21 protein-coding genes and 1 pseudogene are annotated in these 21,533 nt (G+C 70.2%); 16 read left to right on the top strand and 6 right to left on the bottom strand.

Going from position 1 to position 21,533, the window contains the following annotated elements; all coding sequences use genetic code 11:
- The first annotated feature begins 2 nt into the window (after positions 1-2).
- The 3 genes from ACIP63_RS19165 to ACIP63_RS19175 all read left to right on the top strand — a co-directional run bounded on the left by ACIP63_RS19165 (position 3) and on the right by ACIP63_RS19175 (position 2,000).
- Positions 3-491 carry a hypothetical protein gene (locus ACIP63_RS19165; RefSeq protein ID WP_401518243.1) on the top strand — a complete coding sequence of 163 codons (489 nt, stop codon included), beginning with the start codon at positions 3-5 and terminating at the stop codon, positions 489-491.
- Positions 492-671: 180 nt separating this feature from the next.
- A complete protein-coding gene (locus ACIP63_RS19170) occupies positions 672-1,316 on the top strand; it encodes a dihydrofolate reductase family protein (RefSeq protein WP_401517049.1) in 645 nt (214 codons plus the stop codon).
- A gap of 147 nt (positions 1,317-1,463) precedes the next feature.
- Positions 1,464-2,000: an NUDIX hydrolase family protein gene (locus ACIP63_RS19175; RefSeq protein WP_401517051.1), complete on the top strand. Its 537-nt coding sequence runs from the start codon at positions 1,464-1,466 to the stop codon at positions 1,998-2,000.
- A gap of 84 nt (positions 2,001-2,084) precedes the next feature.
- On the opposite strand, the gene ACIP63_RS19180 is transcribed toward ACIP63_RS19175, so the two are convergent.
- Together ACIP63_RS19180 and ACIP63_RS19185 are read right to left on the bottom strand one after the other, a co-directional pair.
- Positions 2,085-2,903, bottom strand: coding sequence for an ArsR/SmtB family transcription factor (locus ACIP63_RS19180; RefSeq protein WP_401517052.1), 819 nt, complete (start codon positions 2,901-2,903; stop codon positions 2,085-2,087).
- Between the two features lie 360 nt (positions 2,904-3,263).
- The gene (locus tag ACIP63_RS19185) at positions 3,264-4,064 is read right to left on the bottom strand and encodes a peptidoglycan DD-metalloendopeptidase family protein (protein ID WP_401517054.1); all 801 of its coding nucleotides are present in this window, start codon (positions 4,062-4,064) and stop codon (positions 3,264-3,266) included.
- A 230-nt stretch (positions 4,065-4,294) separates the two neighbouring features.
- On the opposite strand from ACIP63_RS19185, the gene ACIP63_RS19190 reads away from it, so the two are divergent.
- The 9 genes from ACIP63_RS19190 (at position 4,295) to ACIP63_RS19230 (ending at position 14,391) form a co-directional block, all read left to right on the top strand.
- Positions 4,295-5,659 (top strand): hypothetical protein, encoded by a 1,365-nt coding sequence (locus ACIP63_RS19190; RefSeq protein WP_401517055.1) that lies wholly within the window; start codon positions 4,295-4,297, stop codon positions 5,657-5,659.
- A gap of 90 nt (positions 5,660-5,749) precedes the next feature.
- Positions 5,750-6,973 (top strand): hypothetical protein, encoded by a 1,224-nt coding sequence (locus ACIP63_RS19195; protein WP_401517057.1) that lies wholly within the window; start codon positions 5,750-5,752, stop codon positions 6,971-6,973.
- 176 nt (positions 6,974-7,149) lie between these two features.
- Positions 7,150-8,415 carry a DUF6357 family protein gene (locus tag ACIP63_RS19200; protein ID WP_401517059.1) on the top strand — a complete coding sequence of 422 codons (1,266 nt, stop codon included), beginning with the start codon at positions 7,150-7,152 and terminating at the stop codon, positions 8,413-8,415.
- A gap of 79 nt (positions 8,416-8,494) precedes the next feature.
- Positions 8,495-9,058 (top strand): hypothetical protein, encoded by a 564-nt coding sequence (locus ACIP63_RS19205; RefSeq protein ID WP_401517061.1) that lies wholly within the window; start codon positions 8,495-8,497, stop codon positions 9,056-9,058.
- Positions 9,059-9,196: 138 nt separating this feature from the next.
- Positions 9,197-9,382 carry a hypothetical protein gene (locus tag ACIP63_RS19210; RefSeq protein WP_401517063.1) on the top strand — a complete coding sequence of 62 codons (186 nt, stop codon included), beginning with the start codon at positions 9,197-9,199 and terminating at the stop codon, positions 9,380-9,382.
- A 74-nt stretch (positions 9,383-9,456) separates the two neighbouring features.
- The gene (locus ACIP63_RS19215; RefSeq protein WP_401518245.1) at positions 9,457-9,957 is read left to right on the top strand and encodes a metallophosphoesterase family protein; all 501 of its coding nucleotides are present in this window, start codon (positions 9,457-9,459) and stop codon (positions 9,955-9,957) included.
- Positions 9,958-10,419: 462 nt separating this feature from the next.
- Positions 10,420-11,424, top strand: coding sequence for a M48 family metalloprotease (locus ACIP63_RS19220; protein WP_401517065.1), 1,005 nt, complete (start codon positions 10,420-10,422; stop codon positions 11,422-11,424).
- 345 nt (positions 11,425-11,769) lie between these two features.
- Entirely contained in the window at positions 11,770-12,675 is a 906-nt protein-coding gene (locus ACIP63_RS19225) for an NAD-dependent protein deacetylase (protein WP_401517067.1), read from the top strand.
- 258 nt (positions 12,676-12,933) lie between these two features.
- Entirely contained in the window at positions 12,934-14,391 is a 1,458-nt protein-coding gene (locus ACIP63_RS19230; RefSeq protein WP_401517069.1) for an amino acid permease, read from the top strand.
- Between the two features lie 147 nt (positions 14,392-14,538).
- On the opposite strand, the gene ACIP63_RS19235 is transcribed toward ACIP63_RS19230, so the two are convergent.
- Positions 14,539-14,961, bottom strand: coding sequence for a MarR family transcriptional regulator (locus tag ACIP63_RS19235; RefSeq protein WP_362934410.1), 423 nt, complete (start codon positions 14,959-14,961; stop codon positions 14,539-14,541).
- 162 nt (positions 14,962-15,123) lie between these two features.
- On the opposite strand from ACIP63_RS19235, the gene eno reads away from it, so the two are divergent.
- The 3 genes from eno (at position 15,124) to ACIP63_RS19250 (ending at position 17,146) form a co-directional block, all read left to right on the top strand.
- Positions 15,124-16,440 (top strand): phosphopyruvate hydratase, encoded by a 1,317-nt coding sequence (gene eno / locus ACIP63_RS19240; RefSeq protein ID WP_401517071.1) that lies wholly within the window; start codon positions 15,124-15,126, stop codon positions 16,438-16,440.
- A 179-nt stretch (positions 16,441-16,619) separates the two neighbouring features.
- The gene (locus tag ACIP63_RS19245) at positions 16,620-16,895 is read left to right on the top strand and encodes a hypothetical protein (protein WP_401517072.1); all 276 of its coding nucleotides are present in this window, start codon (positions 16,620-16,622) and stop codon (positions 16,893-16,895) included.
- On the top strand, positions 16,895-17,146 hold the full coding sequence (locus ACIP63_RS19250; RefSeq protein ID WP_401517074.1) for a hypothetical protein: 252 nt from the start codon (positions 16,895-16,897) through the stop codon (positions 17,144-17,146). Before ACIP63_RS19245 ends, ACIP63_RS19250 begins: the two co-directional genes overlap by 1 nt.
- A gap of 54 nt (positions 17,147-17,200) precedes the next feature.
- On the opposite strand, the gene ACIP63_RS19255 is transcribed toward ACIP63_RS19250, so the two are convergent.
- The 3 genes and pseudogenes from ACIP63_RS19255 to ACIP63_RS19265 all read right to left on the bottom strand — a co-directional run bounded on the left by ACIP63_RS19255 (position 17,201) and on the right by ACIP63_RS19265 (position 18,999).
- Positions 17,201-17,749: a GNAT family N-acetyltransferase gene (locus ACIP63_RS19255; RefSeq protein WP_401517076.1), complete on the bottom strand. Its 549-nt coding sequence runs from the start codon at positions 17,747-17,749 to the stop codon at positions 17,201-17,203.
- A gap of 98 nt (positions 17,750-17,847) precedes the next feature.
- Positions 17,848-18,098 (bottom strand): annotated as a pseudogene (gene tpg / locus ACIP63_RS19260) (telomere-protecting terminal protein Tpg); the annotation flags it as partial.
- A 304-nt stretch (positions 18,099-18,402) separates the two neighbouring features.
- Positions 18,403-18,999 carry a dihydrofolate reductase family protein gene (locus ACIP63_RS19265; RefSeq protein WP_401517078.1) on the bottom strand — a complete coding sequence of 199 codons (597 nt, stop codon included), beginning with the start codon at positions 18,997-18,999 and terminating at the stop codon, positions 18,403-18,405.
- Positions 19,000-19,259: 260 nt separating this feature from the next.
- Here ACIP63_RS19265 and ACIP63_RS19270 point away from each other — a divergent pair, with 260 nt between their 5' ends.
- Positions 19,260-21,521 carry an FUSC family protein gene (locus ACIP63_RS19270; RefSeq protein WP_401517080.1) on the top strand — a complete coding sequence of 754 codons (2,262 nt, stop codon included), beginning with the start codon at positions 19,260-19,262 and terminating at the stop codon, positions 21,519-21,521.
- Positions 21,522-21,533 lie beyond the last annotated feature (12 nt).

Genomic DNA, 21,533 nt, shown 5'->3' on the forward strand with positions numbered 1-21,533 from the left:
CCATGGAGGTCCTGGCCGAGCTGGAAGCCGGCATGGCAGATCTGTCCACGCCGATGCGGGTGTACGTAGCGGCCGGGCGGTTCACCGAGCCGGAACCCGGTCTGCCGGAGCTGGCAGCCAGGATCCGCACACTGCTCGCCGCGATCGCAGCGGATGATGCCTGGCGGCGCTTCCTGCCCGAATACTCCCCGCCGTCCGTCCCGGAGATCTGCGCCTCTCTGGAAGCGGTGGAGACGCACGGAGCCGCCTCGTTCCTGACCCAGGTCGCGACCGTCGACCTGGTCTGGCCGAGCCACCGGCACCAGCCTGTCGAGACCGCCGGGCGCGCGGCTGACCGGGTGGTGTCCCTGCTCGGACCGGGGGCCAGGTGGTGGACCAACCACGACACCGAATGTGGCGCGGTGAATGGACTCACCCCGCTGTTCGACCGTCTGCTCGCGGGGACGGACGGTGAGCACTTCACCCTGGCCCTGCAGATAGCCGACGACTGAGAGCCCAGCCCTGCAGAAGGGATCATGCGGGCGGGGGCGTGGCGTCCCCGCCGGCCCGACCTGTCGAGTGAGCGCTGTGGGCCGGCGGGAGAGTGAACCGTTTTCCGTCGTGGCGATGAGCCTGCGGGCATCCGCGGGTCTACCTCTGTAGGGAGACAAACGATTCATCGGGAGTAAGCCATGGGACTCATCCACATTGAGCTGTTCGCGACCCTCGACCTCGTCGGGCAGGCGCCCGGCGGCCCTGACGAGGACCCGGTGGGGTTCCCGTTCGGCGGCTGGCAGGCGCCCCTGCTGGACGAGGTCGCCGGGGCGCAGGTCGGTGCCGCGTACGAGGGCACGGACGCGCTTCTGCTCGGCCGGCGGACGTACGACATCTTCGCCGCCTACTGGCCTCACCAGGAGGGCGGCGAGGACAACGAGATCGCCACGCTCTTCAACAGCGTCCCGAAGTACGTGGCGTCTCGCGGCAGGCCCGACCTCGCGTGGGCCGGGTCCACGCAGCTCGGCCCGGACCTCGCCGAGTCGGTGCGCGAGGTCCGTGAGCGGCACGAGCACGTGAAGGTCGTCGGGAGCCTGAACCTCGTCCAGAGCCTCCTACGCGAGAAGCTCTTCGACCGTCTCGACCTCTGGCTGCATCCGATCGTGCTCGGCGTCGGGAAGAAGGTGTTCGACGACGGTGCGGTGCCCACCAACGTCGCGCTCCTCGCACCTCCGGTAGCCAGTCCGACAGGAACCGTCTACTTGCGCTACGGGCTCGCCGACGGCACTCCTGCCACGGGGGACATGAGCGCACCCGATCGAGGCGTTGGAGACGACGGCTGAGCCCCCCTGTGGAGGACCGGGCCTGGGCGTGGTCCTGCTGGCGGTGGCCCGGGGGCAGCCGTGATGACCCCGCACGCCTCATCACCAGAGACGAGCGGGCCGTGGGACATGCGACCAGAATCCCAGCCGGGTAAGTATGATCAAGCGATGTCTGACATGACGGAAACCACGCCCGGCTGGCTCACCACGGACGAACTGGACATGGCCAGGGCCCGGATGCCCGTCCTGTACGTCGAGGCCGTCCCTGTGCGGGTGGACGAGAGCGGCGACGTCACCAGCATCGGGCTGCTCCTCCGGATCGGCTCCGACGGAACCATCAGTCGCGCCCTCGTGTCCGGCCGCGTCCTGCACCACGAGCGGGTCCGTGACGCCTTGCTGCGCCACCTGGAGAAGGATCTCGGTTCGGTGGCCCTGCCGCGTGTCCCGGCCTCGTTGCAGCCCTTCACCGTCGCCGAATACTTCCCCACCACGGGGGTCACCCCGTTCCACGATCCGCGGCAGCACGCGGTGTCCCTCGCGTACGTCGTACCGGTGGCCGGAGACTGCCGCCCGCGGCAGGACGCACTGGACCTGGTCTGGTTCAGCCCGCAGGAGGCGGCCTCACCTGCTGTGCAGAGCGAGATGCCGGGCGGTCACGGAGTGCTGCTCAAGCAGGCTCTGGCCCACATGGGACACGCCTACTGAAGGACGTCGGGGTGACGGGTGCTCAACCCGGCTCCGCCCGTCCCCCCTCCCCCGCACCGGATTCCGGACCGCCTGCACGACGGCTCACTTCAGTACGCCCTCCAGCACCGCCCGGCCGAGCACCGTCCGATGGTGGAGCACCCGCACGCCCTGACGCTGGGAGAGCAGCAGTCCCGCCTCACGGAGCACGGTTGCGTGCCGGCTGGCCGTCGACGGCGCGAGGCGCAGCGCCGCGGCGATGTCCATCGTGGTCATCGGTCGGTCCAGCATCCGGAGGAGTTCGGCGCGGGAGGCGCCTATGAGCTGCGCCACCGGGGCGTCCCCGCCGGAGCGGCTGCGTTCGAGCCAGCCGGGCGCGGGCGAGAGGGGGTGGACGAGGACCGGCGGCAGTTCCTCGTCGACGAGGGCGAGCGGGGCGCGCACGCAGAAGAAGGCCGGCACGAGCGTCAGCGTCCTGCCCCGCAGGCGCAGTTCACGCTGGACAGGGTACGGGGCGCGCAGCCTCCCCTCCCGGTAGCGCCATCCGGGCAGTTGGTCGTACCCGGTGAGCAGGCCCTCCGCGCCGTGGCTGAGGACGGCTTGGGCGCGTACGGTCCGGTCGGCCGCCGCCTGCGCGCGCATCGCGGTGAGGTAGGGCTCGACGGCGACCTGGTGGTAGGCGCGCAGGGCCGTTACGAGGCGGCGCAGCGCTTCGGGGCGCCCGTCGGCCAGCGTGCGCAGGCCGGCCGGGACCGGGCCTGCGGTGTGGGCGTGGAGCCGGGCGATCTCGGTGCGGAGGCGGTGTCGAGGTGTGGTGAGCAGCCGGTCGAGCCCGGTCTCCAGATCCGTGTCCCCGCGGCCGGGCGTGAGGAAGTCGGGGAAGTAGGAGCCGTCCGGGCAGAGTCGCGTCAGTGCGCGTGTCACGGGGACAAGGCCGGACCGCCGCAGGGCAGCGCCCACTTCCCGGCGCCATGTCCCGAATGTGAGCGGTGCTTGGCGGTTCTGCAGGAGGTGCAGACTCAGCGCGGTCTCCCAGAGCGGGTCCACGCCGGACGCGACGCGTAAGCGGGCCAGTTCCTGGCTCGTGAAGTCCACCCGTAGCACGCGCACCCCCGGTGGTCACGGGCGCCGGTGACGCCCGCTCAGCGGAACTCTACGCGCATCACAGAAATGACGCATGCATGCCAGAATACTGGTGCGTCCCGGCGTCGGTCCGGCCGGAATGTGCGGCGGTCCGACCGGAACTGCGCGCCGGCCGGACCACCTACGAGCCTTGGCGGTGACTCAGCAGAGCGGGACACCGGGCAGCTTGGCGTCCGGGTGATCGATGTAGATGTTGCTGATGAAGCCGTTCTGGTCACGCAGCTTGCTCCACCAGTTGTTGCTGTACCCCTCGGCGTTGACGGTGTCACCCTGCTTCTGGCACAGCACGCGCACAGCCGTGGGGCCGGCGAGGGTGGTGACGACGGGCGCGCTGACGCGGGCGTCGGAACGGACGTTCACGCCGCTGCCCCACGTGTTGAAGGGGAGGCCGCTGCCGCCGCAGCCGTTGTCGCTGTTCAGGTACGCCTGGTTGTAGCTGCCGGGGTAGGAGAGGGCGGCGCCGTTGATGACGATGTTCTGCCCCACCCCGTTGAGCAGTTGCTCGTAGTGGATGTGTGCCCCGGAGGAGTTGCCGGTGCTGCCGGTGACGCCGATCTGCTGCCCCTGGGCGACGGACGCTCCGCTGGGGACGGAGTAGGCGGAGAGGTGGAAGTAGTACGTCTTCCAGCCGCCACCGTGGTCGATGGCCACGTAGTTGCCGGCACCGCTGGGCTGCGAGTAACGGGTCGCCGTGCCGGCTGCCGAAGCGAGCACCGGGGTGCCCGCCGTCGCACCGCCGTCGGAGCGCACGAAGTCCAGCGCCCTGCGTACTTCGGCCGAGTGGTGGCTGTACGTCCAGCGCTGGCCGCAGGGGTAGGGCGCCTTGAAGGCGGGCGCGGCCGTCGTACCGGCCTCCCCCGCCTGTGCCGGGGCGACCGACAGTCCGGCCAGGGCCGTCAAGGCGGCGACGAACAGAGCGGGAAGGCGTCTGAGGAACCTCACGAATACTCCTGGTGGGGAAGGCGGCCCGGACGGAGCCGGGCCGAGGCGCGGGGAGACGTCGGGAACGTAGCGAGGGCCCGTATCGCTGACAAGCGTGCGCCGCGCTCCTTCGAGCAGGGACGAATTGCTTGCGCCTCCCGCGCGGTCCCACCACCGTGGCTCCACGTGCCACAGCGTCCCCAGGCCGTCGGCCCCGGCGCGTCCGTGCCCCGAAGGAGCCCCCAACTCCCATGACCTCGCTCCGTGCTGCCCGCCGCCCGTGTCTTCTCGGCGCCGCTCTCACCACTGCCGGGCTACTGTTCGCGCTGACCGGATCCGCCTTGGCCGTACCCGTCGAGCCGGCCGACGCCGCCGACGCCGCTCGCTACAGTCCTTCCCCCGCCGCATCGGTGGTGCTCCCGCCCGCTGGTCCCGCGACGGGGGAATCCGAGGCCGAGGGGAAGGGGCGGGGAACGGAGGCCCGCACCGTCGTGGACATCCCCGCTGACGTCACGGCGGGCGTCGCGGTGTTCGACCGGCTCACCGGCCGCTTCACCGAGTCCTTCCAGGCGGACCGCGCGTTCCGTGCCGCATCCGTGGTCAAGTTGCTGCTCGCACTGGACTTCGTGTGGAACCGGGGGCCCGACTACGAGCTGCCGCAGGCGGACCGCGACCGGCTGGAGGCGATGCTGAGCAGGAGTGACGACGCCGCCGCGAATCACTACTGGTCCGCGGGTGGCGGCAGCGCCGTGGTCTCCAGGATGGTGCCCCGTCTGGGGCTCACCGGTACGGCCCCGCCACCGGCTGCCTATCCGGGCTACTGGGGTTACACGGCGACCACCGCCGCCGACACCGTCCGCGTCTACCGCTATCTCCTCGACGCGGCACCGACCCCGGTCCGGGACCTCGTCATGGGGGCCCTGCACCGGTCCGAGAGGTGTGCCGCCGACGGCTTCGACCAGGGGTTCGGGTTGCCGTCCGCGTTCGACGGACCGCGGGCGGTCAAGCAGGGCTGGTCCGGATTCGCCTCCGGGGGCTGCGCCTCCTCCGCCGGGTCTCCGGCTCCCACGCCCGGCCGCGTCGCGGGCGCAGGTCCCCGCACGTCCATTCCGGCAGACGGCGTAGAGGGGCCCGGATCCCGAATGAGTTCCACCAGCGATGCGTCTCCCTCCGGGGGCGCCTCCGCCACCGCGGTGGATCTGACGTCCGACGCTCTGCACACCACCGGCACCGTGGGGCCCGACGACCGGACGGTGGTCGCCGTCCTCACCCTGCACCCCGACGGCACTCCGTACGGCACCGCGTACAGCAAGGTCACCGCCCTCACCGGCTCCCTGGACGTCCCCGGAGCCGTCCGCCCCTCCGGCACCCGCTTCGCCACGTGGGGCAGTGGTGTCCGTGTCCGCGCCTCCGCCACCACTTCCTCCGCCGCCCTCACGACTCTGCCGGCCGGGGTGGACGTCCTCGTCGGGTGCCAGCGTCAGGGCGGGCAGGTCTCGGTCCCGCCCTACGTCAACGACTGGTGGGCGTATCTGCCCCAGTACGGCGGCTGGATCACCAACATCTACGTCATCTCTTCCGGCAACACGCTCCCGGGCGCGCCTCGTTGCTCGTAATCGCCTGTCCACCCCCACAGAAGGAGGCGCGCCATGCGCCGCGATCAGAGACCGAACTCCCCCACCGTCCGTCTCCGCCGAGGAACGGCTGTGGCCGTCTCCCTGCTGGCCGTCGTGGGTCTGACACTCACCGCCGGTCCTGCCGCCGCCCGCGACGCCGGGAACGGCGAAGCCCCGCTCGGGGGCATCAGCTGGCGGGCGGACCTGTCCGCGCCGACGACGGACGCGAGCAACGTCAGCCGCACGGACGGCCGTCTGCGCCTGCGCGATCCCGGTCTGGCCCCTGCCTCCTCGCGCTCCACCCGTGGCCAGGGCACGGCCGTGCTGCCCGTTCGCGTACTGGACCGCGCCGTCGACGTGGTCACCCCCGATCTCGAGGCCACCGTCCCCGCCGGAGCCCGGGTCGCCGTCGATGTGCGCGGGCGCGACGGGCTGGGCCGGTGGACGGAATGGCGCGAGGCGCGCGACGACGCCCCGGCCCTGCTCCCCCGGGCCGTCACACGCGTGCAGACCCGGATCACCCTGATCTCCACGCCGACCGGCACCGCTCCGACCGTCAACGCCCTGCGCCTGAGTGCCGAACTCGGCGGCACACCCAGGAAGGCCGAGGCCGCGGAGGCCTTGACGACCAGCGTCTACGCGACCCGGGAGGGCCTGGTGGGCGGCACCACGGCGAACGGGCACGTGATCGTCCCGAACGACCACTTCGTGGCGCTTCCCTCCCGACGGGGACTCTCCCCGAAGGGCAGCGGGCAGTACTCGGTGCGCGTCTGCGGACCGGTGCGCTGCGAGACCGCGCCGGTGTGGGACGTCGGCCCGTGGAACACCCGCGACGACTACTGGAATCCGTCGTCCGTCCGCGAGAGCTTCAAGGACCTGCCGCAGGGCAGGCCCGAGGCGCAGGCGGCCTACCAGAACGGCTACAACGGCGGGCTGGACGGGTCGGGTCGCCGGGTGCTCAACCCGGCCGGCATAGACCTGGCGGACGGTACGTTCTACAACGTCGGCCTGAACGACAACGGCTGGGTCACCGTCACCTACCTGTGGACCGGCACCGGCGCTCCGACCACGTCGTTCCCGACCTGGGGCACCGCCGTCAACGTCCGTCAGCAGCCCACCAGCGCCTCCACCCGCGTCGCCCAGCTCCCGGGCCCCACGACCGTGCGCGTGCAGTGCCAGGTCCACGGCCAGCTCGTCGAGGCCGACGGTCACAGCAACGACGCGTGGTCCTACCTGCCGGACTACGGCGGATACATCTCCAACATATTCATCGACGTGGCCGACAGCTGGCTGCCCGGCGTTCCGAACTGCTGATCCGCCCGGCCGGATCCTGCGGGCCCGCGTACCTGCGCGGGCCCGTGAGGGCGCATGCGCGGCAGGATCATCGCCGTCGCCAGGTGACCTCGGTTCACGACCCCGCCGGACTGGATCCGGCACGGCGCTGCGGGATCGATCTCGTACTCACTCGTCCGATGAGGAAGACTGAGTCCATGAAAGACATCGTTTTCGCACGCACGAGCGGCTGGATCCCGAAAGTGATCCGCGAGGACGGTGAGCTGAAGCTGATGCTCGGTGCCGGGGCCGACGCCAACCACGAGCCTCGCACGTTCAGGTTCTCGATCGAGGAAGCCCATCTTGCGGTGATCCGGGAGGACCTGGCCAGACACCTGATGCTGTGGAGTGCGGTCCTTCCGCTGTGCGACGCCGCCGGAACGCGGGGCCCGCTCGATGAGAACGCTGCCGTCGCGCTCCTGGACCCGATCCTCCTCTCCCCGCCCGCAGACGTCGACGCGCTCTTCCAGCGCATCCGGTGGGACAGGGGCCGGCTCATCGCCCATGGAGCCGACATCGATCTGCTCGAGCGCGGTCAGGTCTGCGCGGCGATGCGCGCGGCGACGGAGACGTCCAACGGGAAACGAGCTCAGAAGTACCACGCGGACCGCCGTCGCGCCGAGCGCGGAGTGGTACTCGGTCCACTCGACGCCGCGGTTCTGATGTACACGGGCCAGTACCTGCACGGCGCGACGATTCCGGGCCGGATGCCCGATGCCGTCGACCCCGCGCTGCTGCCTCAGGTCATGCGTGTGATCGCCACCGCGGAGCAGGCGTGTGCCGCGATGCGCATCAGCCGCGATCCGCGGCGCGGCAAGCGCGCCACGGACAAGCGCGACTGGGATCAGATGGCGGCCACGGTCGACGCGGCCGTGCGCCGTGCACACCCCGAGCTCGTCGATGACGCGGTGCGTACCGTGAGCTTCCTGATGTGCTCGGAGGCCGCGGACCGCTCCAGGAGCACGCCCATGGAGGATGACGAGGAAGCTGTCGGCGACCACGCCGACTCCGGCAGGAGTCCGAGGAAGACGGTCCTGTCGTTCACCGACGACAAGGGCGTCGAGAAGAAGTGGAGCGCTGACGATCCCCGCACTGCCACCGCGGAGTTCTGGGAGTTCGTCGGCGATCGCTCTGCCTCGGACAACGAAGTGTTCACCATCGAGGACGAGGAGATGGGCGAGGGGATCCAGCTCCACTTCTACGCGGATTCCATCGCCCGGATCACGACGGTGCACGAGGGTGAAGGCGGCGGGTCGGATCCGGAGTACCGGGTCGAGTACAGCCTGGTCGACGGGATCGGCGGGTACCGGAACCTGGTGAGCGCCTTCGTCCGCGGCGGCTGCGCCGCACTCGAACAGCACGGCTCTTGGATATCGGATGCTGCTGAGTTCGAGCGCGCGCGCCGGCGGCGCAGCCCCGAGTAGCCCCAGCGGAAGCTGCGGTGCACTCTCGCCGCGCTCATCCCGCCCACGGGTACCGACCGGGTCCAGTAGCGTCCGTGCCATGATCGCCGTCGATGCTCTCGTCCGCCTCTGCAAGCCGCCCGCCGAACCGCCGCCCGCGGTGGACTGGGCGCAAGCCGAGCGCGCCCTGGGTGCGGCGCTGCCCGCCGACTACAAGCAACTGGTCGAGGTGTACGGGGATGGCGTCTTCGACGACACTGTCTGGCTGCTCGTGCCCGGTTCCGCCTACGGAGACTGCGACTTGCACGCGCAGACGGCGGAACGTGACGAGGTCTTGGCCGACCTGTGGGAGTTCGAGGCGAAGCCTGCCGGTCTGCTGGAGGCCGGGGCGCGGGTCCTGCCGTGGGCATGCGAGGAGGGCACGGGGGCGTTCCTGTACTGGCTGGCGAGGCCCGGTCAGCATCCCGACGAGTGGACCGTGCTCTACAACGAGGGGCGCGGGCCGCTGTGGGAGCAGCACGACGTGGGGTGCTCGGCCTTCCTGCTGGCGGTGCTCACAGGAACGGCGGACACGGAGTACTTCGCCTGCCTCTCCGACGGGCTGAAGCCGACGGAGCACCGCTTCGCGACGGCCGACCAGACGATCGGAGCATCCCGGCGCTGACGCCGGCCGGAGCGCCGACGGCAAGAACTTCTGGGCCATCAGGGAGGAGGACGAGTCCGGGGGGAGGCAAGCGACCAGAACTGTCTCCGCTCTCAGGCCCGGGTCGCGGAGAGGTAGCGAACGTCGTACACAAGGAACATGAGCGAGGACAGAACCACGTGGCATCCGGGCGAGATCGTCCCGGCCAGCGGGATCTACGAGTGTGACTGCGGGGGCGGGCATCACTGGAGTACGGACGTACAAGGTCACCGCTTCCCGCCCCTCCCCTCCGGCTGCACCGGTACGGCCTGGTCGCTGCGCACCCGGGCCCATCCGGACGCCTGACCGGGGTCCTGGGCTCCAAGGAGGAAGACAGACGGATGGACGAGGACACGACCCGGGCAGCGGCAGACCTTCCCGTGCGGCTGCTGCTCGTCTCGGACACCCATGTGCCCCTGCGCGCCAAGCGGCTCCCTGATGAACTGCTGCGCGAGACGGACCGGGCGGACGTCGTCGTCCACGCCGGGGACTGGGTCGACGTGGCCACCCTGGACCTGCTGGAAGGGCGCGCGCGACGCCTGATCGGGGTGTACGGGAACAACGACGGCCCGGACCTGCGCGCCCGGTTGCCGGAGGTGGCCCGCGTCGGACTGGGTGGCCTGCGGTTCGGCGTCGTCCACGAGACAGGGGCCGCCCCCGGGCGGGAGGCGCGTTGCGCCGCCCTGTACCCGGACCTGGACATCCTGGTTTTCGGCCACAGTCACATCCCCTGGGACACCGAAGCTCCGGGCGGGCTGCGCCTGCTGAACCCCGGGTCCCCGACAGACCGCAGACGGCAGCCGTACTGCACGTTCATGACATGCACAGTCGTGGACGGGGTGCTCGACGAGGTCGTCCTGCACCGCCTGCCAAGGCTCTGACCCTCCCCCGGGCTGGGCGGGCCCAGGCCCGGAGACCCGGAAGTGGTCGGCGTCGTGCTCGCGGCTGTGGTCCTGCTGATCACGATCTCGCCCTTTACCCGAGCGCACCTTCGTGATCAGCTTCGCCATGTCATGTACAGACGGCCTCTGGGGAGGGGCCGTGGGGAAGGGGGAAGCGCCCCGATGCGCCTCGTCACAGAAGAAACCTCTCAGCTATGCCCGGAGTGCGGGACAGAGATTCACGCCGACCCTCGATTCACCACGTGGTGCACGGAGTGCGACTGGAATGTCGATCCGGAGGCGCCGGAGGAGAGCACGGGACGATCCGGCAAGGTACCGAGGTCCACGGCGCGCCGAGACGCAGAAGGGCTTCTCGCTGGAGCGGGTGCGAGTGAGCCGGCGTACGGCGGGGGGAGCCTGTCCCTGCTCTGCGCCTATGTGATCGCAGGAGCCGTACACACCGTGACGTTGGCCCTGATCGCGGTTGCGGTCTGGTGCATCGTCCGTGGCTGGGGCGGCTTGGGTGCCTTGCTGGGCGTCGTGTTCCTGATTCTCGCGTGGACCCTCAGACCCCGGTTGGCCCGATTGCCCAAGGATGGGCATACGTTCCGCCGTGAGGACGCCCCCGCGCTGCACAGCCTGATCGACGAGGTCGCCGAGGTGGCTGGAACGCGCGGGGTGGACGTGATCGTGGTCGACACGGACCTCAACGCAAGCGTGATGACCTGTGGGCTACGCGGTCAGCGCGTCCTGACGCTCGGCCTTCCCCTGTGGGAGATGCTCAGGCCCCAGCAACGGGTCGCCTTGCTGGGTCACGAACTCGGTCATTACAGCAACGGCGACACTCGCCGTGGCCTCATCGTCGCGACCGCGTACCGTTCACTGCTCACCTGGCGGTACTTCCTGGCGCCCACGGCCGACCCGACCCCGGCCGAGATGGCCGTCAACCTGGTCCACCTCGTGCCGCGCGCACTGATCCGGGGGGTGCTGCTGGTACTCGACCGGCTGACCTCCCGTGTCGCCCGGCGCGGCGAGTACGCGGCCGACTCGTTCGCGAGCCGTGCCGGTTCGACCGATGCGGCAGTGGAACTCATGGACAGACTCCTGATCGCGGAGTCGGCAGCCACGACGTTGCGGCGGGAGGCGAACAAGCCCCGTGGCGGGCGCCGTGATCCCAGCCGGGCCGAAGAGGGGGCGGAGAGGCTGTGGGAGATCCTCGCCGGCGACGTGGAATCGATCCCGGAACGCGAGTACGAACGCAGGAGGCGGGTCGGCGCGGCGAGGGAACACCGTGTCGATTCGAGCCATCCGCCCACCCACCTTCGTCGCGAACGCTTGCTCGCCTGTCCATCCGCCCCGGCGGCCGTGGTCATGAGTGACGATCACGAGCGGCGGATCTCCGGCGAGCTTGCGGTGGTGCGTCGTCTCCTTGCTGAGGAACTCATCCGGAACGGCTTCGACGGTTGATGTCACGACGGGCGAGGGCACGCATTCCCGCTTCCCCCGCTCCACTCGTGAGGAAAGTCAGACCGTTTCATCCAGGAGGCCGGAGCCTTCGGGAACCCTTCCAAGAACTCCCTCCGCGCGGGGACACCGACAGGTTGCGCACCACCGCCGACGAGCTCGTCGACGCCCTCGTCCGTATGGTCGCGGACGCCGGCAGACCGACTTGGCGACGCCCCTCCCCCGGCGACAGGGGGGGCAGGTCCGGCAGCATCTGCCGGCCACGGCCTGCACGAGGTTTCTGCTGAGGCTCCCGGTCCGGGCATGCTCGGCAGCGGGCGGTCGCCCGCTGTTCCGTACCCTGGGGGCATGCGTATGCGCCCCACTCTGAGCTGGACCCCTGCTCAGGACCTCCCGCCGGGCACCACGGACCTGGACCCGGTCACCGATGCGCTGAGCAGTGGCGGCGTGCTGGTGCTCAGCGGGGCGGGCATCTCCACGGAGTCGGGCATCCCCGACTACCGCGGCGAGGGCGGGAGCCTGAGCCGACACACCCCGATGACCTACCAGGACTTCACCGCGGACGCCCAGGCCCGGCGCCGGTACTGGGCGCGCAGCCACCTCGGCTGGCGGACGTTCGGCCGCGCCCGTCCCAACGCGGGGCACCGGGCCGTGGCCGCATTCGGGCGGCACGGCCGGCTCTCGGGTGTGATCACCCAGAACGTCGACAGTCTGCACCAGGCCGCCGGCAGCGAGGGCGTCGTGGATCTGCACGGAAGCCTGGACCGGGTGGTCTGCCTCTCCTGCGGCACCTTCAGTCCGCGCCGTGAACTCGCCCAGCGGCTCGAGGCGGCCAATGCCGGGTTCAGGCCGGTGGCCTCCACGATCAACCCGGATGGTGACGCCGACCTCACCGACGAGCAGGTCGGGGACTTCCGTGTGGTGCCCTGCACGGTCTGCGGCGGCATCCTCAAGCCGGACGTGGTGTTCTTCGGCGAACCCGTGCCCCTTCCACGGGTGGAGCACTGCCGCGCAATGGTCCGGGAGGCGGCCTCGCTGCTGGTCCTCGGCTCCTCACTGACAGTGATGTCCGGGCTTCGCTTCGTCCGCCTGGCGGCTCAGACCGGGAAACCGGTGCTGATCGTCAACCAGGACGTGACCCGGGGTGACTCCCTCGCCGTCACCCGCATCGCGCTCCCGCTGGGAACGGCCCTCACCACTGTCGCCGCCCGGCTCGGCATCCCCGTCGACGAGGAGTCGGCAGGGGCCGTGTGAGGCAGGGGCCGGCCGCATGGCGCTTCTGCGCCCCGCACCCCGCACCCCGCACCCCGCACCCCGCACCCCGCGGGTGAGATCTCGCTTACTTTACTGTGCCGAAACCTCTGAAATACCTCAGATTTGTTTTCGCCAGGTGCTGCACACTGCCAGAATCACAGGGTTCCTGATCATGCGCCTTCGAGCCATCGCCGGGTGCCTCCCCCACGGGCCCGGCCGGGATCGGCCATTTTCCCCTCACAAAGGCGAATCCCTCCCATGAGTGACGGCAGCATCGCAGCAGCCGGTCAGCCCGCCGCCGAGACACCGGCGGGCTCCCCCCACGTGGACGCCGGCGACGCCGGTTACAGCAAGGACCTCAAATCCCGCCACATCAACATGATCGCCATCGGCGGAGCGATCGGCACCGGGCTCTTCCTGGGCGCGGGCGGACGTCTCGCCGATGCCGGCCCCTCGCTCGCCATCGCCTACGCCGTCTGCGGTGTCTTCGCGTTCTTCGTCGTACGCGCGCTGGGTGAACTGATTCTCTACCGCCCGTCGTCCGGCGCCTTCGTCTCCTACGCCCGTGAGTTCATGGGCGAGAAGGGCGCCTTCGCGGCCGGCTGGCTGTACTTCCTCAACTGGTCCACCACCGCGATCGCGGACATCACCGCGGCGGCGACGTACGCCCACTTCTGGGGCATGTTCAGTGACGTCCCTCAATGGCTTCTCGCGTTGACCGCCCTCGCGGTGGTACTCGCGGCCAATCTCATCTCGGTGAAGTACTTCGGCGAGATGGAGTTCTGGTTCGCGATCATCAAGGTGGCGGCCCTGGTCGCCTTCATGCTGATCGGCATCTTCCTGGTCGTCACCCAGCATCCGGTGGACGGCCACACCCCTGGCCTGTCCACCGTCTCGGACACGGGCGTATTCCCTGTCGGCATGCTGCCGATGCTTCTCGTGATCCAGGGCGTCGTCTTCGCCTACGCGTCCGTCGAGCTGTGCGGTGTCGCCGCCGGTGAGACCGAGAATCCCGAGAAGATCATGCCCCGTGCGATCAACTCCATCATGTGGCGGGTCGGCCTGTTCTACGTCGGCTCGGTGGTGCTGCTCGCGCTGCTGCTGCCCTACACCGCCTACTCCGGGGACCAGAGTCCGTTCGTCACCGTGATGGACAAGCTCGGCGTTCCGGGGGCGGCCGGTGTGATGAACCTGGTCGTACTGACCGCCGCCCTGTCCAGCCTGAACTCCGGCCTCTACTCCACGGGCCGCATCCTGCGCTCCATGGCTCTGTCAGGTTCCGCCCCCCGCTTCACCGGCCTGATGAACAAGGGGCAGGTTCCCTACGGAGGCATTCTGCTGACGGCGGGGTTCGGGGTGCTGGGCGTCGGGCTGAACTACGTGGTGCCCGGCCAGGCCTTCGAGATCGTGCTGAACTTCGCGTCCATCGGGATCCTCGGGACGTGGGGCATGATCATGCTCTGTTCCCTGGTGTTCTGGCACCGCTCGCAGGACGGCCGGGTCACCAGGCCCGCCTACCGCCTGCCGTGGGCCCCGTACACCCAGATCGTCACCCTGCTCTTCCTCTGCTGCGTGGCCTTCCTCATGTGGTGGGGCGGCGGGGTCGGCCGGACGACCGTGATGTTCCTGCCGCTGATCGCGGCGGCGCTGGTCGGCGGCTGGTTCATCGTCCGCGGCCGGGTGCGCGAGATGGCACGGGCCGGGCACGACGCCTGAGCCCTTCTCGCGCCGGCCGGAGACCGTTCCTGCGCCCAGCTGAACGGCGAGTGTGGCCCCTGCCTCCGGGTGGGGGCCACACGACGTTCGGGCGTCCGAGGCGGGTGTGGGCGAAGGGGGTACGTGGCCGTCGCCTGTCAGGGCGCGCTAGCGCGTGGCGAGCCGCTCCAGCAGCGCGGCGCTCCGTGCCAGCAACGCCCGCTCCTCTTCCGTGAGCTCGGCCTCGATGGCCTGTGCGAGCCAACCGGCCCTGCGGCCGCGCTCCGCTTCGAGTGCGGCCCGGCCCGCGTCCGACAGCTCGACCAGCGACTTGCGGCCGTCCGTGGGGTGCGCCCGGCGCGTGATCAGCTTCTGCTCCATGAGCAGCCCCACCGCCCGCGCCATCGACTGGGGTCGTACGCGCTGGTCGGCGGCGAGGTCACTGGTGGTCATGGCGCCGTCGCGGTCGAGTACTCCGAGGACGGCGACCTGGCCCAGCGGAATGCGGTCCTCGTGTTTGACGCGTCGGGTGAGCTTGCCCATCGCCGTGCGCAGTTCGGCGGCGATGGCGGCGGCTTCCGAGGTGGGCATAGGGCACTCTACCCCGCTGGTCAGCGTTGCTGTACGCCTGACCTGCACAGCAATGCTGTACAGCAAAACTGAGCAGCATTGCTGTAGGGTTTGGCCTCGTCGGGCTCAGCGCCAGCGTTGTCGCAGCCGGGGCACGGCACATGACAAAGGGAAGGAACTCCCATGTCCGCAAAAGCAGTCGAATCCGCCGGAAACGCCGACGCCACCATCGAGACCGTCACCGCACGCCGGATCATCGACAGCCGGGGCAACCCCACGGTCGAGGTCGACGTCGCCCTGGCGGACGGCTCCCTGGGGCGGGCGGCTGTCCCCTCCGGCGCCTCCACCGGCACCCGGGAGGCCGTGGAACTGCGCGACGGGGACCCCTCTCGCTGGCACGGCAAGGGTGTCGACCGCGCGGTGGCCCACGTCAACGGGGAGATCGCGGCGGCGGTGCGCGGCCGGGACGGGGCGGACCAGGCGGGTCTCGACGCCGTACTGGTCGCTCTTGACGGCACCGCCACGAAGTCCCGGCTCGGCGCCAACGCGATCCTCGGCGTCTCCCTCGCCGCCGCGAAGGCCGCTGCGGCGGCCCACCGCCTGCCCCTCTACCGCTACCTCGGCGGCGCCGACGCCCGCCTCCTGCCTCTGCCGATGATGAATATCGTCAACGGCGGGGCCCACGCCGACAATCCGCTGGATTTCCAGGAGTTCATGATCGCCCCCGTGGGCGCGGACAGCTTCGCCGAGGCCGTCCGGATGGGCAGCGAGGTCTTCCACACCCTGCGCCGCGATCTGCTGGCGGCCGGGCACTCCACGGGCGTGGGCGACGAGGGTGGTTTCGCGCCCGCGCTGCGCACCGCCGAGGAGGCGCTCGATTTCGTGACGACCGCGATCGAGCGCACCGGCTACCGCCCCGGCACGGACATCGGCCTGCTCATGGACCCGGCGTCCTCGGAGTTCTTCCGTGACGGCGTGTACGACTACGCCGGCGAGGGGGTGCGTCGCACCTCCTCCGAGAATGCCGACTACCTGGCCAAGCTCATCGACGCCTACCCGGTCGTCTCCATCGAGGACCCGATGGCGGAGAACGATCTGGACGGCTGGCGCGAGCTGACCGCTCTCGTGGGCGACCGTTGCCAGCTCGTCGGTGACGACGTGTTCTGTACCGACGAGACGTTGCTGCGCGAGGGCATCCGCACCGGGGTCGGCAACTCGGTCCTGGTCAAGGTCAATCAGATCGGGACGCTGACAGAGGCGCTGGCCGCGGTGACCACGGCCCACCGGGCGGGCTGGACAGCCGTCATCTCGCATCGCTCGGGTGAGACGGAGGACACCACCATCGCGGATCTGGCGGTGGCGACCGGATGCGGTCAGATCAAGACCGGCTCACTCTCCCGCTCCGACCGCACCGCGAAGTACAACCAGCTCATCCGGATCGAAGAGGAACTGGGCGACTCGGCGCGCTACGCGGGCCGCTCCGCACTGCGTCGGGCGTGAACCGCAGACAGAGGTAAAGACACACCATCCCCAGTTCTGTGCGCGCCGCGCGATATTGCGCGGCGCGCACTTTTTGCTGCCATGGATGAGGTGAGTAGCCGTCGGGAGCGAAAGAGGGTTCAACAACTACTTCTCCGGCGAAGCCGAGGTGATCGCGTTTCGCTACCCCCGAGCGCTCCTTGCGGGTCGCTGCTGATCTGCGCGAGTGGCCGTCCGGTGAGCCCTTGTGGGAGCCGATCACCCGTGCCGCGCCGCGGCAGTTGGAGCCGGGACCGGAAGTACGGCAGATGCCGCCGCAGGAGCCCGCCGACCGGGTGCCTGGCCTGCGGGTGATGCCGGCCGAGATGCCGCGAGCGGGCGAGTTCGCGAAGAAGGAGCTCGCCACGGCGATCGCCGACCGTACGTGCACCGATCCCGAATCTGAGCTCTGCTCTCCCTGGCAGCCGCGAGCGTGATGGCGGCCAGCGGCGTCGCGATCGAACTGTTCGTGCAAGCGGTACGGAAGAGCCGATGGAGGCCCTGGCGCGACCGGGTGGATGTCGTGCGCGGCACGACGGAGGGGACGCACGCCACCGGGCTGCCGCTGCGGCCCGACTGCCACATCGCGTGGACCGGCCACCAGGCGGACGACGCCAGCGGTCCGCGAGTCGCGCTGACGCGGTGGTTCGGCCCACCGCTCCGTGACGCCCGTGAGCCGGAGTGCTGACGCGGCCGACCCGCTGCCGCTGCCGCTGCCGCCCGAGGCCGCTGGGTCCGGACCTCAACCGGACGGTTTACCCGAGGGCCGTACGCCGAACCACTGTTCGGCGCCGTACTCCTCGAAGCGCTCCACCTCGGTGAACCCCAGCTTGGCCGCGAGGCGCATCGAGCGGTCGTTGGCGGTCTGGGTGCAGAGCACCACCGGCTCGCCGGGGAGTATGCCGGCGAGCCAGTCGAGTGCCGCTGCGCACGCCTCGACGGCGTACCCGCGGCCCCACGCCTGCGGCAGGAAGGTGTAGCCGAGCTCGGCTTCCCCGGCGTCCGGGTGGACGTGCCCCGGGCGTTCGGCCTCGCGCCTGTCGAGCGCGACCATCCCGATCATCGCGCCGTCGAGGTCGACCACGAACAAGCCGGGGCGCCGCCCGGGCACCTCGGGCACCGCGCGTTCGAGTTCCTCGCGCGGTCGTGGGCCACCGAGGTAGGTGCGTACCTCCGGCAAGGAGAACAGCTCGATGAACGCCGCGCGGTCCCGGGCCTCGGACTCGCGGAGCACGAGCCGTGTGGTCCTCAAGGGGGCGGGTGGCCAGGCGACGGGTCCGAGTCCGGTCATGGCGGGCAACCTATCGCACGCCTCGTGGCCGTGGTCCGAGTCCGTGTCCGCGGCAGACGGAGCGAGCCATGTGCCGCGCCCGTCGCATGTCCTGACCAGTAGTCGAGGTCGAGGTATTCGATGTCGTAGATGGCGAGGTCCGAGTTCGCCATGGCCCGGCTCCCGCCGTCCTGGAAGCAGGTCTCCTTGAATCCTTCGGCGACGATGTCGCGCATCTGCTGGTCGCCGGCTCCTGCGTCACGAGCTCGAGCAGGCGCTGGGGGAACTCGGCGGGGAGGCGGACGGTGAGGCGGCGGAAACGGCCGTCGTCGTTCGTGCCGACCGGTGCTGTGTAGCCGAAGCGGTCCCTGCGTGGGTGCCGTGAGCGCCGTGGGTGTGAAAGTTCGCCACCCACCCGTTCAGCAACCGCTGATAGGCCTCCAGGCGGGGCGGATTCGCTCCGACCGGCCGTTCTCCCAGTTCTTCACCGTCTGGGCGTCGACTTCAGTGCCTGCGCGAGCCGGTCCTGCGTAATGCCCAAGCCCTCACGGAGCCGGGCGCGCTCCGACAGGGGCGGGAGCTGAGGCCCTTCCTGCAACGGCCCTCCCCTCCCTGTCGGATTCAGGCCGCGCGGATGGGCGGGCGAGGCACTTGGGCGGGCGTGATGGTGTTTCCTAGGGTGTCCCGGGCTTCTGCGGACGAGCCGGCTGACGCGCTGCGCGGTAGCGGAGGTAGACGACCTTCGAGCTGAAGGTGCGGGTCTCGACGAGTTCGAGGTCCACCCGTTGCTCGCGCCGGGGAAAGAACGGAATGCCACCGCCGACCAGCACGGGGTAGACCATGGCCCGGTACTCGTCGACCAGACCCGACGCGACCGCCTCGGCGGCCAGGGTCGCACCGCCGATCGCGATGTCGCCCTCCCCCGGCTCGGTCCGCAGCCGTTCGATCTCCTCCGCAAGGCCGCCGGAGGCGAGGCGGGCATTGCCCTGCACCGCCGACAACGTGGTGGAGAACACCACTTTGGGGAGCGGCTTCCAGAGGGCGGTCCATTCGAGCATCGAGTCGTCGAGCGACGGGTCCTCGTCGGCGGTCTCCCAGTACAGCATCGTCTCGTACAGCCGTCGCCCCATCAGGTGGACGCCCACGTCTCGGATGTCGTCGATCCAGAAGCGAAAGACCTCCTCGTCGGGATCCGTCCAGTCGAATTCGCCGTCCGGGCCGACGATGTAGCCGTCGAGTGAGACGCCCATCGAATAGGTCACGCTGCGCATCAGCAGTCCTCCTCGGTAACGGGTTCGACACTACGGCCGTCGGATGCCGCAGAGCTCTCGCGGCTCGCGGAATTCCCCGGACCGGTCACCCGACGAGGTCACCGGACGTGTCGTGCCGACGGCCCGTGAGCGCGGCCTCGGTGGGACTTCGGCGGTGTGCTCCGCGTCTCAGGACCGGGGTGACCGTTCGTACTCGGGTTCCCTGCCGTGCAATGCTGAAGGGCACGTGGGACCACGGCGGGTAGCGGAGAAAGTGCAGGGTGAGGGCAGTGCGGCGGGGCGGGGCCAGGTTGTGGGATCGGTTCGCGGCGTCCGATCCGGGGCTGCTGAGGCTCACGGCCGGACTGCGGACCGTCTCGGCGATCGCCCTCACGCTGGTGGTTCTGGCCCTGCTGGGCACCGGCGTCAACCACATGGTCGCCGGGGCGATGACGGCGATGACCGCCACCTTCGCCGTCAAGGACAAGGTGGTGCGCGACCAGGCGGTCACGCTCGCCCTCGGTCTGCCGGTCTCGCTCGTCGCTATGTCGCTGGGCGCCCTGTTGACTTCGCAGGTCGTCGCGGGCGACCTGTTCTTCATCGCACTCATCTTCGGTGCCGTCTACTGCCGCCGGTTCGGTGAGCGTGGCACGGCACTCGGCCTCATCGGCTTCCAGGTCTACTTCCTCTCGCTGTTCGTCGGTGCCTCGACGGCTTCCCTGCCGGAGCTGTATCTGGCTCTGGCCGTCGGATTCGGCTGCAGCGCGGTCGTGCGGTTCGGCGTCGTTCCGGAAACGCCCCAACGCGTCCTTGCACGGCTGCGTGACGCGTTCCGGACGCGGCTGGCCCAGCTCGTCTCGGTGCAGATCGAGCTCCTCGACGCCGGCCCCGAGCAGCTGGAGAAGGTGCTCGACGACATGCGGCGGCACACCGCGCGGCTGCATGAAACCGCTCTGATGATCCAGGGGCGCCTGGAGGAGGGGACTTCGGACGCGGACAAGGCGGCGCTGCTCCAACGCCGGGTCGCGGACGCCGAGATCGCCACGGAACGGCTGGGGATGCTGCTGTTGAACGCCCGCAGCGTCGAGCGTGCCGACACCCTCACCCTGCATCTGCCGCACGCGCCCGTGCCGCTGACCGGGGACTGGAGGCCGGCCGAGGACGACGCGACCATCGCCCTGCGCCGGGACCTCAAGGCGCTGCACCTCCTGGTGAGCCGTCCGGCGGCGCGCGACGGCGGCACGGCGGTGGCCCACATCCGTAACAGGCTGCTCGGTTACCGCGACGAGGAGAGGCTTCCGTCCGCGCCGTCGGGCATCCAGGACGCGTTCCGGGGCATCGGCGAGGCCGCCCGGTCCGTCCTCGGGCTGCGGCTCGCGCTGGACGGGCCCCAGGACGAGTCGGACGACTCCCCGGCCACGACCCGTTCGCGTGAGGAATTCGACGCGGAGGACATCGCGCTGGCCTCCTCCGAGACGCCCGCGGACGAGGAGCGGGCCGGGTTGCAGCGTCCCACCACGAGGGCGGCCTTCCAGGTGTCGGTGGGCTCGGTGCTGGCCATGGTCGGCGGTGAGTTCCTCTCCTCCCAGCGTTGGTACTGGGCCGTTCTCACGTGCTGGGTGGTCTTCCTCAACACCGCGTCCACCGGTGAGATCCTGGTCAAGGGCTACCGGCGGCTCCTGGGCACCCTGCTGGGCGCGGTGGCGGGTGTCGCGCTGGCGGGGCTGGTCGGTGACCACACATGGGTCTCGTTCGCGCTGGTCCTCGTCTTCATCTTCGCGATGTTCTTCACAGCCCCGCTGTCGTACGCGGTCATGTCCTTCTTCGTCACGGCCATGCTGGGCCTGCTGTACACCTTGCTGAACTCGTACAGCTTCGACGTGTTGGTGCTGCGCATCGAGGAGACCGCGATCGGCGCGGCGTGCGGCGTCATCGCCGCTGTCCTGGTGCTGCCGGTGCGCACCGACCGCCGTACGGACGAACTGCTGGGAACGGTCCTGGAACGGCTGGGTGACGTCGCGTCCGCAGCGGTGGAGCAGCTCAGCGGTGGGCCTGCGTCCGACCTGCTCGGCAAGGCGCGCAGTCTGGACACGGCGCTGGACGAACTGCGCGATTCCACCAACCCGTTGACCTACCCGATCACCCCCCTGCGCGGTCGCCGCCAGACCGTCCGCTACCTGGTGGCGCTCCTGGAGACGTGCGCGTATCACGCCCGTTCGCTGGCGGCGACCGCGGAACTCGTGCCGCACAGCAAGACCGTCGCGGCCGATCCCCGGCTCCACCGGGCGGGGCAGCGGATCGCCCACAACATCGAGGTCCTCGGCGCCTACGTCGGGGACGAGGGGGCCGAGGGTGAGGTGGAGTCCGGTGCCACCATCGCCTCGACGCTGCGGGACGACGGGTCCGGCACCCAGCCGTCGGGGACGGTGACCTTCCGCGTGCTGCGTCACCTGCAGCGTCTGGACGAGGGTGTGGTGGGTCTCGCCCGCCCCCTGGACGTGCCGGTGGCCGACCGCGCCGAGTCGAAGGCCGTACGCGGCTGAGGGCTCCCCTGG

Origin of the sequence: Streptomyces sp. NPDC088746 (assembly GCF_044751065.1) — a bacterium.
In the GTDB taxonomy this organism is placed as follows: Bacteria; Actinomycetota; Actinomycetes; order Streptomycetales; family Streptomycetaceae; genus Streptomyces.

Coding starts and splice junctions, on each gene's coding strand:
- ACIP63_RS19255 (WP_401517076.1), bottom strand. CDS start 17,749: ATGACCGGACTCGGACCCGTCGCCTGGCCACCCGCCCCCTTGAGGACC.
- ACIP63_RS19230 (WP_401517069.1), top strand. CDS start 12,934: ATGAGTGACGGCAGCATCGCAGCAGCCGGTCAGCCCGCCGCCGAGACA.
- ACIP63_RS19250 (WP_401517074.1), top strand. CDS start 16,895: ATGGCGGCCAGCGGCGTCGCGATCGAACTGTTCGTGCAAGCGGTACGG.
- ACIP63_RS19210 (WP_401517063.1), top strand. CDS start 9,197: ATGAGCGAGGACAGAACCACGTGGCATCCGGGCGAGATCGTCCCGGCC.
- ACIP63_RS19165 (WP_401518243.1), top strand. CDS start 3: ATGGAGGTCCTGGCCGAGCTGGAAGCCGGCATGGCAGATCTGTCCACG.
- ACIP63_RS19175 (WP_401517051.1), top strand. CDS start 1,464: ATGTCTGACATGACGGAAACCACGCCCGGCTGGCTCACCACGGACGAA.
- ACIP63_RS19225 (WP_401517067.1), top strand. CDS start 11,770: ATGCGTATGCGCCCCACTCTGAGCTGGACCCCTGCTCAGGACCTCCCG.
- ACIP63_RS19170 (WP_401517049.1), top strand. CDS start 672: ATGGGACTCATCCACATTGAGCTGTTCGCGACCCTCGACCTCGTCGGG.
- ACIP63_RS19205 (WP_401517061.1), top strand. CDS start 8,495: ATGATCGCCGTCGATGCTCTCGTCCGCCTCTGCAAGCCGCCCGCCGAA.
- ACIP63_RS19235 (WP_362934410.1), bottom strand. CDS start 14,961: ATGCCCACCTCGGAAGCCGCCGCCATCGCCGCCGAACTGCGCACGGCG.
- eno (WP_401517071.1), top strand. CDS start 15,124: ATGTCCGCAAAAGCAGTCGAATCCGCCGGAAACGCCGACGCCACCATC.
- ACIP63_RS19200 (WP_401517059.1), top strand. CDS start 7,150: ATGAAAGACATCGTTTTCGCACGCACGAGCGGCTGGATCCCGAAAGTG.
- ACIP63_RS19265 (WP_401517078.1), bottom strand. CDS start 18,999: ATGCGCAGCGTGACCTATTCGATGGGCGTCTCACTCGACGGCTACATC.
- ACIP63_RS19190 (WP_401517055.1), top strand. CDS start 4,295: ATGACCTCGCTCCGTGCTGCCCGCCGCCCGTGTCTTCTCGGCGCCGCT.